The sequence below is a fragment of the Paenibacillus sp. P2(2022) genome (genome assembly GCF_029522175.1).
Lineage (GTDB): Bacteria > Bacillota > Bacilli > Paenibacillales > Paenibacillaceae > Paenibacillus > Paenibacillus polymyxa.
In genome coordinates this window covers 622,647-634,178 of the sequence record NZ_JAKWFI010000003.1, presented here as the reverse complement: position 1 = coordinate 634,178, position 11,532 = coordinate 622,647, and the positions used below count along the sequence as shown (strand labels likewise).

General features: G+C 40.1%; 9 protein-coding genes and 1 pseudogene. 9 read left to right on the top strand and 1 reads right to left on the bottom strand.

Annotated elements, in window-relative coordinates; genetic code table 11:
* Positions 1-485 precede the first annotated feature (485 nt).
* The 5 genes from MMB75_RS14660 to MMB75_RS14640 all read left to right on the top strand — a co-directional run bounded on the left by MMB75_RS14660 (position 486) and on the right by MMB75_RS14640 (position 7,356).
* Positions 486-614 carry a hypothetical protein gene (locus MMB75_RS14660; RefSeq protein ID WP_260846418.1) on the top strand — a complete coding sequence of 43 codons (129 nt, stop codon included), beginning with the start codon at positions 486-488 and terminating at the stop codon, positions 612-614.
* Positions 615-808: 194 nt separating this feature from the next.
* A complete protein-coding gene (locus MMB75_RS14655; RefSeq protein WP_052679234.1) occupies positions 809-2,566 on the top strand; it encodes an AIPR family protein in 1,758 nt (585 codons plus the stop codon).
* A 488-nt stretch (positions 2,567-3,054) separates the two neighbouring features.
* Positions 3,055-3,618 (top strand): hypothetical protein, encoded by a 564-nt coding sequence (locus MMB75_RS14650; protein ID WP_230681896.1) that lies wholly within the window; start codon positions 3,055-3,057, stop codon positions 3,616-3,618.
* Between the two features lie 217 nt (positions 3,619-3,835).
* A complete protein-coding gene (locus MMB75_RS14645; RefSeq protein WP_045244797.1) occupies positions 3,836-5,800 on the top strand; it encodes an elongation factor G in 1,965 nt (654 codons plus the stop codon).
* Positions 5,801-5,973: 173 nt separating this feature from the next.
* Complete coding sequence (locus tag MMB75_RS14640) at positions 5,974-7,356, top strand: FAD-binding oxidoreductase (protein WP_045244796.1); 1,383 nt, start codon at positions 5,974-5,976, stop codon at positions 7,354-7,356.
* A 553-nt stretch (positions 7,357-7,909) separates the two neighbouring features.
* Here the strand turns inward: MMB75_RS14640 and MMB75_RS14635 are convergent.
* Positions 7,910-8,116 (bottom strand): annotated as a pseudogene (locus tag MMB75_RS14635) (winged helix-turn-helix transcriptional regulator); the annotation flags it as partial.
* A gap of 157 nt (positions 8,117-8,273) precedes the next feature.
* Between MMB75_RS14635 and MMB75_RS14630 the strand changes: the two are divergent.
* The 4 genes from MMB75_RS14630 to MMB75_RS14615 are packed head-to-tail and all read left to right on the top strand — an operon-like array spanning position 8,274 to position 11,342.
* Positions 8,274-9,248, top strand: coding sequence for a 3-oxoacyl-ACP synthase III family protein (locus MMB75_RS14630; RefSeq protein ID WP_045244795.1), 975 nt, complete (start codon positions 8,274-8,276; stop codon positions 9,246-9,248).
* Positions 9,249-9,279: 31 nt separating this feature from the next.
* Entirely contained in the window at positions 9,280-9,498 is a 219-nt protein-coding gene (locus tag MMB75_RS14625; RefSeq protein WP_045244794.1) for an acyl carrier protein, read from the top strand.
* Between the two features lie 10 nt (positions 9,499-9,508).
* Positions 9,509-10,591, top strand: a complete 1,083-nt coding sequence (locus MMB75_RS14620) for a 3-oxoacyl-ACP synthase III family protein (RefSeq protein WP_045244793.1) — start codon at positions 9,509-9,511, stop codon at positions 10,589-10,591.
* The gene (locus MMB75_RS14615) at positions 10,584-11,342 is read left to right on the top strand and encodes an SDR family NAD(P)-dependent oxidoreductase (RefSeq protein WP_052679233.1); all 759 of its coding nucleotides are present in this window, start codon (positions 10,584-10,586) and stop codon (positions 11,340-11,342) included. Before MMB75_RS14620 ends, MMB75_RS14615 begins: the two co-directional genes overlap by 8 nt.
* Positions 11,343-11,532: the final 190 nt, after the last annotated feature.

Genomic DNA, 11,532 nt, shown 5'->3' with positions numbered 1-11,532 from the left:
TTTGGGTCGTTGAAATGTAAAGAAACCGTTGAGGTTATTAAAAGTGAGAATAAGGACCATTTGGGTCGTTGAAATGTAAAGAAACCGTTGAGGTTATTAAAAGTGAGAATAAGGACCATTTGGGTCGTTGAAATGTAAAGAAACTGTTGAGGTTATTAAAAGTGAGAATAAGGACCATTTGGGTCGTTGAAATGTAAAGAAACCGTTGAGGTTATTAAAAGTGAGAATAAGGACCATTTGGGTCGTTGAAATGTAAAGAAACCGTTGAGGTTATTAAAAGTGAGAATAAGGACCATTTGGGTCGTTGAAATGTAAAGAAACTGTTGAGGTTATTAAAAGTGAGAATAAGGACCATTTGGGTCGTTGAAATGTAAAGAAACCGTTGAGGTTATTAAAAGTGAGAATAAGGACCATTTTATGTAACAATCTTCCCCTCTTGTAATAACCTTACCCTCTGCCATACCGACATATGAGGAGGGTGAGAAATGCAAAAACCGCTTGTTTTATTTGCTATTATGTGTATTCGCAGAGCTTTACGTATTATAGGTACAAAAGGGTTTTGGGTTGCAGTATTTGCAACTGTAATTTTTAAAATCATAGATAAGTTTATTTAGCAACATTAATTATTGGAGCAGGGCGTAATCCTGCTCTTTTTCTCGTTGCCGAAGCAACAAACGAGCTGAAACTATATCACAAATGGGGCGAAATGTATTAAAGCTGCTCATTATCAAGATATGATTTTCTTTATTTTGACTGATAATTTTTATGCTATAATATTCAAAAATAAACTTACAAAAGAGGTAAAGATATGAAAAATCCAATAATAAAAGGATTTCTAAGAGATTTTAAAGGGAAATATGAGTTAGAAGAGAAAGAAGAGGATTTATTATTTGAGGATTTTGTTAATTATTGTGTATTAAATAATCATGTAGTAGACTCGGAAAGAAACTTCCAAGAATTGGATACCGGAACTGCTAAGGCAATCGATGGTATTGCTATAATAGTTAACAATAAAATAGTTTTAAATGAAGAAGATATAAATGTTCTAGTAGAAGAGAAACAAATACTGTCCGTTGAATTTATATTTGTACAATCAAAAACTTCTGAAAAGTTTAATGATGCCCAAGTATCTTATTTCTTTAGGAATATTAAACAGTTTGTATGTAACGAAGAATGTACAATTCCTGAATTATCAAAATATTGGGAACTTAGGAATATTATATATGCTAATTCTAATTTATTTAGAAAAGAAAATCCTAAGTGTACTATGTATTATGCAACGACTTCTCCAACTACACAAATGAGTTCTGACTTAAACGAAACAATACACCATGGTAAAAATGAGCTCTTGGAAAGTGGATACTTATCAGATGATGTGAAATTTATACCACTTGGTGTAAAAGAAATTCAAAAGCTGTATCGTAAAATAGATTCTGACTTAGAGGCAACTTTTAAGTTCCCTAAAAATGTAACTTTCCCATATGAGGGTTCCGAAATCAAATCAGCTTATTTTGGACTAGTGGAAGTACAGGAATATATGAACTTATTATTAGATAGCGAAACTAACGGAGTGAAGAATGTATTCGATGATAATATTAGAGACTATTTAGGAATAGATAATAATGATGTAAATAAGAATATGCATGCTTGTCTTAAAAGTACGAACGCACAATTGTTTGGGATATTAAATAATGGTATTACGATTGTCGCCGATGAGATTAAACCTGTAGGTGAGAAATTCACATTACATAACTATCAAATTGTTAATGGTTGTCAAACCAGTAATGTCATATTCGAGACGTATAATTATTTAGAACAAAAAAATATTTCTATTCCCCTAAAAATTATTGCAACAGAGGATGAAAATACAAAAAATGAAATAGTTAAATCTACAAATAGTCAGACAGGTCTTAAGCCCGAGCAATTGGATGCTCTAAACAACTTTCACAAGATGTTAGAGGAATTTTATAAATCGCAGCACGTTGTTTTCAAAGATCTACAACTATATTATGAAAGACGTTCTAATCAGTATAGGAATAAAGATATAACACAAACCAAAATTATTAATATACCTAAACAGATTAAAACAGTTACTTCGATGTTTTTAGATAATCCACACGGCGTATCGGGTCATTACGGAACAGTTGCTAGAAAAGTGAAGGATGAAATATTTAAAGAAGGTGATAAACTAGAACCTTATTTTGTTAGTTCTATATTATTTTACAGAGTAGAAACTTTTTTTAGAAGAAATAAAGAATATAAAGAGTTCACAAGAATGAAATGGCATATCTTAATGACTATTAAGTATATTTTAATTGAAGACAATAAATTTAGCCATAAGTTAAACTCTAGTGATATTCAGAAATTGACATTGAGTATATTGAGAAAAATAAAAGACGAATATGCAACTAACACGTTAATCATTAAATCAATAGAAGCAATAAAAATGATGATTGAAGAAGAGGCTTTAGAATTTGAAGACCGCAAACTATTCGAGCGAAAAGAAACTACCGATAAATTAAAGACATTTTTAATTAAAAATCATTCGTTAGTGCTTTCGATATAAAACTTTAACTGTTTTTTCTTGGAGAGTTGAACTTGATCGTGTTCTAAAAAATGCATTGGACTTGTCGGGCAGATTCAGGTTGAAAAAAAATATTATTCCTTGTATTGATTTCAAGGAAGGCCTATCTTAATATCCAGCATTATTACAGTAAGGGACACTTATTTTTCATATCTGAATGGAAGCAAGGGCACCTCAATAGGCGTCCTTGTTTTTTTGTTATAAGGATGATATGCAGATCTTTATCATAAATGAGGGAATTTTATTGTCTGTCAGATTTAATAGGGATGTCTATGTTAATAGGAAATCGCCTTAGCGATGATACGGTGAACCGTATAATAAGTAATGGTGGGGATTTGGAGGATAGAAATGATACATTGGGGGCATGCCAAACCTAAACCCTTTTATGTGAGTACTATTTTCAAAGGGGCCATGCGTGGCATGTATTATTTTAAATGGCTTGATATGGTTTAGAAGAAAGGATGATAGAGATGCCTAATGATAATCAACAGCTTCACAAGGAATCGATTAAGTACCTAACGACTGCCTCCCTTCGCGAAAATGATCCTAAGTTTATCTGCACAATAAATGATCTAGCCTATGAGCTTTTAACAACAGATGAAGTAGGTTTGATAGAGCAGTTGTATTTTAAAATGAAGAATATTGCCCTACGAAATAAGATTCTGTATGGTTTAATCCGGTGCAGAAATTTGGAACTGAAGGATTTCTTTCAGAAAGCCTATAAAAAAGAACGATATTTGGATATGAGGCTGCTCGCGATCCATGGATTAGCACATTATGCGTCAGAAGAAGAGATCGAAAAGGTCATGCAGCATTTCCTTAAGATCTTGATAAAGAGGCCCGAGACTACCCCCTATAATTACCAAGAATATGAGTTATTGAGATCTGCCTTTGGGCTGCCTCTACTGATTAAAAAATACGGATATCCCTGCTTTGAAAAAAACTTCAACAAGTCGAGAAACAGTATCAGGATATGCCAGAAGCATTTAGGGGGCATTTTACCTTTAATGAATACGGAAAGGCAGTTCAATTGAGAAGTCCAAACGAAACGAAGCAAATGATTGAACGCTTTTTCGCATCACAGAATGGTTACTAATCAGCCGGATAAGGAGGTAATTCGGTATCACTCATCACATTCAGATAAGCCCCCAATCTTCTCCGATTTAATTGGAGTGTTCCTACCCACTCTCCCGATTTCTATGCTTTAATAAAATGAGCAGTATCAACAAGAAGCGTTGAAAGTGGGGTTCTATGAAGCGACTAACGATTGGCCTGTTCGCCCATGTGGATGCAGGTAAGACAACTTTTGCGGAACAGCTGCTGTACCATACGAACAGTATCCGGTCGCGTGGGCGGGTGGATCATAAGGATGCGTTTCTGGACAGCCACGACATCGAGCGGGCAAGGGGCATTACGGTGTTCGCAGATCAGGCGGTAATGGAATATAAAGGAGACAGTTATTATTTAATAGACACGCCCGGACACGTCGATTTCTCTCCAGAGATGGAGCGGGCGATTCAGGTCATTGATTATGCCATCCTGATTGTAAGCGCAGTTGAAGGTGTCCAGGGCCATACGGAGACGGTCTGGCAGCTGCTGCGCAAACATCGGATTCCGACGTTCTTCTTTATCAACAAAACGGATCGGATCGGCGCGGATGTAGGCAGAACCGAGGCAGACATCCAACAGCAGTTGACGGGGGAAGTATGCTGCATTACACAGAGCTTGGCTGACGGCATAGTCGGCGAGCCGCTGCGGGAGGCCATGGCGGAGCGAGACGAAGCCTTGCTGGAAGCATTCCTGGAGGGGAGAGAGGATTCCGGCTTCTGGCTGAAGGCCTTGCAGAGGATGATAGTGGCAGGTCTTCTCTTCCCCTGTGCTTACGGCTCTGCGCTTCAGGATACAGGCGTCGTTGAATTTCTGGATCAGCTGCATCTGCTGACGACAAGCACTTATGACGAGAATGCTTCGTTCCAGGGGCGGGTTTATAAAATTCGGCACGATGCAGGCGGAGTGAGACTCACGTTCATTAAGGCGCTGGGTGGTCAGCTGAAGGTGAGAGAACAGCTTAGTTATGAAAGTGGCGGCGTTCAATATGACGAAAAAGTTACGCGGCTCTTCATGTTTAACGGCCTTAAATCGCAGCCGGTGGAACAAGTGGAAGCCGGCGATTTGTTTGCGGTTGCCGGCTTGTCCGCCACCGAAGCTGGGCAAGGCCTTGGGTCGATATCAGACAAGTTAACTTACGATTCGGAGCCGACGTTACAATCTAAGGTATTATTCGACAATTCGATACATGTACAGAAGGTGCTCGGTGCTTTTCGCACACTGGAGGCGGAGGAGCCGTCTCTAAACGTCGTTTGGGATGAGAAATTGCAGGAGATTTCTATCCGCGTCATGGGATTGATTCAACTGGAAGTGCTGGAGCAGCTTGTTAGAGAGCGGTTTGGCTTGGCTATCTCTTTTGGACAACCGGAAATCTTGTATAAGGAAACGATTCAATCGGCTGTAAAAGGGTACGGCCACTTTGAACCGCTCAGGCATTATGCGGAAGTGCATCTGCTGATTGAACCGGGAGAAAGGGGCAGCGGCATCATGTTCGATAGCAGATGTCATGCCGATGAACTGAATGTCAGCTATCAGAATCTGATTCGGAATCATCTCTATGAACGGGAGCATCACGGACTGCTGACCGGAATGCCGGTCACCGACGTGAACATTACGCTGCTGAGGGGCCGCGCGCATAAAGAACATACCCATGGTGGTGATTTTCGTGAGGCTGCCTTTCGAGCACTGCGGCAGGGGCTGGAGAAGGCGGACAATGTGCTGCTGGAGCCCTATTACGATTTCAAAATCAAGGTCGCTATCGATGAAATGGGCAGGGTGCTGTCCGATATTCAGCGTGCTTCAGGTACTTTTAATCCGCCGCAGACAACCGGAACGCAAGCGGTGGTCACAGGCAGGGTGCCTGTATCGACTTTCATGAACTACAGTGCCGAATTTGCATCCTTTACGCATGGACGAGGCAGTATCCGCTGCGTGTTTAGCGGCTACGATCGCTGTCATAATACGGAGGAAGTCATAGGACGGATGGGCTACCGCAAAGGGGCGGACCCACTGTATACATCCTCCTCCATCTTTTGCGCCAAGGGGGCGGGTTACTCGGTGCCATGGGATGAGGCGGAAGCCAAGATGCACCTTGAATTAGAACCTTGAATGATCTTTATTAGGAAACTAAGCAACTAAGAAATTATCGTGAGTAGTAAATCTAATACTGTGCTACTTTTACAATATAAACTGTGCAGTTGCCGTTACTAGGACAGGTGTCCCTACATAGAAATAAGCTGATGAGAAAGGCTTATGTCATGAGCGGGGATGGTGTAAAGTAAATGGCACAAAAGTTGCAAAAGAAAAGTACACGATTAACCGGAAGGATCGTACTTCCGAGTAATCCGTCATACAATACGGCCAGAATGGAGTTCAATAGGCGCTTTTCCAAATTTCCAAGGGTCATTGTTTTTTGCCAACGAACTCAGGATGTGATCAACGCAGTCAAATGGGCTCGTGAGCGAGGCATACGGCTGCGAGTGCGCAGCGGACGACATAGCTATGAAGGCTTCTCAACTGTAAATGGCGGTATTATTATCGATGTGAGCGAGATGAATAAGGTTAAGGTTGATCGCAAAAATAGAGAGGCCATTGTCCAAACGGGAAATCCACTTGCCCGTGTGTATAAGAAGCTGTGGAATAAGCGTGTGGCAATTCCGGCGGGGACTGCGCCCGACGTAGGCACAGCTGGGCTCACCCTGGGAGGAGGCATTGGACTTCTCTCCCGCAAATATGGACTTACGTGCGATAACCTGAAACAAGTGAAGATGGTCGTAGCTTCGGGGCGGTATGGGTCAAAGACGATTGTGGCAAACAGCAAGAAACATTCCGATCTATTGTGGGCATCGCGAGGCGGAGGGGGAGGGAACTTTGGTGTTGCTACCGAGTTTATATTTCGAGTTAGACCGATTTCGAAGGTTTCTATATACAGTATTACGTGGAAATGGAGCGATCTTGAGAAGGTATTACCGGCTTGGCAACGCTGGGCCCCATCGGCCACAAACCGCTTAACCTCAACCATTGAGGTGGCTGCCAAGCAGGTGGGAACCATTGTATCTACCGGGCAATTGCTTGGCGGTGCAGAGGAGCTGCGTCGATTGATTAGACCGCTCTTGCGAGCAGGCACCCCGGTGAAGGTGATGGTGAAGACAGTACCTTTTATTGAAGCAACCCATTTTTTTGCCGAATCGGACCTGAATTTGGAACCAAAGTTTAAAATAACTGGGGCCTACGGGTTCCAACCTTTACCGCCTGAAGGAGTACGAATTATACGTGACTTTTTAGCCAAAGCACCCAACAGGCATTCTAGCGTGTGGAGTCAGAGCTTAGGTGGTGCAGGAAGCGCGGTAAGTCGAGTATCGCCTACTGCAACGGCCTATCCTCATCGGAAGGCTGAGACAATTTACGAACTGTCAGCCCGCTGGAGAAACAATGGGGAGCAGGAGCGGAATATTCAGTGGGTGGAAAGGTTCCGTAAAGCGTTGCGTCCCTTTGTTAAAGGGGATTATGTGAATTTTCCCGATCTGCAGATTAAGAACGGGCCCAAGGCGTATTATGGCGGGAACTTTAGTAGATTGAAGCAGGTGAAACGAAAGTACGATCCTCATAATGTGTTTCGTTTTGCTCAGAGTATTCCACTTCCGGCGGGGCTTGCGGATAAATGAGTACAGGTCTCATCTGAATCCGGCTGCATTTAAAAAGAAGGCTCTGTAGTTGAGCCTTCTTTTTAAGGCAAGCGAAGCGCTTCTCAGTACATTTATAGATGGAATTAATTTTCGGTACTTAGGAATATTAAATCTCTCATAAGCATTTATCATCAGGTTGAGAGTGCCGTACTCCTTCTCACCGAATCTTGCCCATTGACAGCCTTTGATTGCATTAACTACCCATGCACTGGAGTCAGCGTTTGTGATATATCCAACATTGCCAGATACATATAAAGTCGGCACTGTAATACGAGGGATGGTATCACGCCAGTCCTGGTAAGGTGGTCCATGACCCCTTATTTTTCGTATCTCTTCAATGTATATAATACAGGTACACTCAGGCAAGTTTCACGAAACTAATCCATTATATACCCTTCCTGTTTTTGCCCTTAAAGACATTAAAGACATTAAAGAAGTCAAAAGATTCGTTGCAAAATGAAACGGGCTAGCGTAATGTCGAACGCTAGTCCGTTTCTGTTTATTCATTTTTCTCTTTTATGAGCTGCTTTCGCTAGATATGGGCCACTCCCCATTGATGTAAGGTTTCCAAAATTGGAGACAGGCTCATGCCGTATCCGGTAATAGAGTATTCCACTTTCGGCGGGATTTGCGGATAAACGACTTGTTTAACGATCTCTTCCTCCTCCAATTCGCGCAGATGGAGCGTGAGCATCCTTTGAGTGATATCGGGCAGTAATCTTCTTAGCTCATTGAACCGTCGTAAAATATAACCATCATAATTTTACAATATTAGAATAGGTCTGAGAATTTTATCATTAGATCTAAAAATTTTATCGATAATTGTCGATATTAAAGTGTAGAGAAAAAAATCTTTATAATAGGCGGTTTTAGGCAACTTCTGAGGAGGACTTGGAATGAATATAGGTATAAAAGCAATTGAATATTATCTTCCTCAAAAGATTCTCTCAAACTCAGATCTTGCAGAAGCTTTTCCGGGTTGGACAGAAGAGAAAATTTTTAATAAAACAGGCATAGTAAATAGGCACATTGCAAATGACGATGAGTATGTATCTGACCTTGCATACTGTGCTGCCAAGAAATTATTTGAGAACCATTCAATTGAACCCAAGGATATAGATTTTATAATCCTTTTTACACAGAGTCCAGATTATAATGTTCCAACAACAGCTTGTATACTGCAAGACCGATTAGAGATTCCAAAATCCGCTGGTGCTTTTGATATTAATTTGGGTTGTTCAGCTTTTATATATGGCTTGGCTGTGGCTAAGTCATTAATAAATACGAATATTGCAAAGAATATACTGTTAATTACTTCAGAGACCTATTCAAAATATATCGATCCAAAGGAAAAAAGTGTCGTAACCATTTTTGGAGATGGAGCAGCTGCAGCTTTAATTTCTTGTAATGGGGCCTCGCAAATAAAAGAATTTGACTTAGGCACTGATGGAAGCGGCGCAGAACAGTTGATAGTGCCGTCAAGTGGAATAAGATCAAGAGGGGCAGAAAAAATCACTCAAGATGATAACCTGTACATGAACGGACCAGAAATATTCAATTTTACAATAGATGTTGTTCCGAAATCTATAGATAATGTGCTAAAGAAAAATAATCTAAATTATAATGATATCGATTTTTTTGTGTTCCATCAGGCAAACGGCTATATGTTAAATCACTTAAGAAAAAAGTGCAACATTCCTGAAGAAAAATTTTTTATTAACATGATTGATACGGGTAATACAGTATCATCAACGATACCAATTGCACTTTGTCTGGCAGAGAAGGAGGGGCGCATCAAAAGAGGTGACACCATCCTTCTTGTAGGTTTTGGTGTAGGATTATCGTGGGGTTCAACCATCATTGTATGGTAACTATAGACTTTTTATATAGGAGGAATTGAATATGGAATTACAAACAAAATTAAACTTGTTAGAGGATATGTTAGAGCTTGAAGATGGGTCATTAGAGGTGACAGCAAGCCTTGATTCTATAGAAGCTTGGGATTCAGTTGCGGCAATTTCATTAATTGCTCTTGTTGATGAACATTTCGAAAAGAGATTAACCGGGGCCATGATTAAGGAATTTAAAACAGTACAGGACATCATAGACTTTATGGAATGAGGCGACATACATGCCAAAGGGTATCTTGAGAAATGTCGCAATACGAGGTGTTGCATGTGCAGTGCCTAAAACTGTAGTAAAAGCATCGGAAAGCAATGAGTCATTTGGAGAAGAAAGTATTTCGAAATTTGTCAAAATGACTGGTGTCAAACAACGTCACGTAGCATCAGAAAAACAAACTGCTTCTGACTTAGCTTTTGTAGCGGCACAGGATCTTATGAATCATTTGAAATGGGATATTGACAGCATTGATGGTCTAATTTTTGTAACACAAAGTCCTGATTATACAGCTCCAGCTACAGCATGTGTTTTGCACGGACGATTAGGCCTGAAAAAAGACTGTATTGCATTTGACGTCAATTTAGGCTGTTCCGGTTTCGTATATGGTGTATATATTGCCGGGTCATTGATGCAAACCGGAGATACAAAGCGTGTTCTTTTCTTGGGAGGAGATACATCAACGAAAGGTATATCGCCTCTGGACAAGTCCGCTGCTATGCTATTTGGTGATTCTGGGTTTGCCACAGCTCTTGAGTATGATGAAGCATCGCACATACCTTACTGCTATCATACCGATGGTACCGGATATAAATCGATTATTTGGCCAACCGGTGCTTGCCGCAATCCAGAAGGCATTCGTGAACGCAGAGAGTTTGGTGAAGGTATTGTTCGTTCTGACTACGATTTATACATGAATGGGACAGAGGTATTCGATTTTACCATCACCGAAGTGCCCAGCATGTTAAAGAGTTTTATGGCCGAACATAATATATCCCATAATGACTACGACCTGTTTGCACCCCATCAGGCAAATGTATTTATGCTCAAGCATATTGCTAAAAAAGCAAATATCCCACTTGATAAGCTCGGGGTATCTATGGACAGATATGGAAACACAAGTGTATCTTCAATACCAATAACAATTTGCGATGCTTATGGGGGCAAAGAACAGGGAAATAAAAAAATTCTGGCGCCCGGTTTTGGAATAGGTCTTTCTTGGGGGACTAATTATTTTGATGTATTAGCAGAAAACTGCTTGCCAATTATCGAAACCGAAGATTATTTCGAAGACGGAGGAATTGCGGTTGATTAATCCTATGGATCTAAGTGGCAAGAAGGTTTTAGTTACAGGTGGATCTTCCGGTATTGGAAGAGCTACCTGTATTCAATTAAGCCGGCTCGGGGCTCAAGTTATTATGATAGCTAGAAATGAACAAAAACTAAACCAAACATTGGATCAAATGGAAGGGGACAACCACCTTCTTTTTAAATTTGATCTTTATGATATTAACGGAATTGAGAGCTTTATGAAGAACTTGATTTCAGAAACAGGGGCTCTTGATGGTTTGGTTCATTGTGCAGGAATTGCTCCAATGCGCCCGCTAAATATGACAACTAATAAATTTTTAAATGATATATTTGTAATAAATGTGTATGCATTCATCGAGTTATCTAGATTGTTCGCAAAAAAAGGGAACTTTAATCCAAACTCAAGTATAGTTGTGATGTCATCCACTGCTTCTTTTCAAGGTGGTAAAACAAAAATAGCATATAGTGCATCAAAAGGGGCATTAAATAGTGCCGTAAAGTCGATGGCTGTGGAGCTAGCCGATAAGAAAATACGTGTAAATACAGTGTGCGCTTCTTTTGTTGAAACCGCGCTGCTTGAGGAGTATACAACTCTTGTTGGTGAAGAAGCAAGAATCAAACAACTAGAAAAACAATACGCAGGATATATTCCTTCCGAAAGTGTTGCAAATGCAATTGCATATTTACTTTCAAAAACTTCAGAACATATTACTGGGACGGACTTTATTATTGATGCTGGAGCAACATCTCACTGAGTTACTTATTAAACCAATGGCTGTTATGTCTAAAATACAAAAATCTAGGTACCGCAAAGTAAAAGGGCTTACGACTGATCATTTTAGCAGTCAGAGAGCCCTTTTGATTAATATAAATCAATTTCTGGTTTATGTATTTACATTATAATTTGGATTAAATTGTATTTTTTACATATTGAAAAAGTAAAGG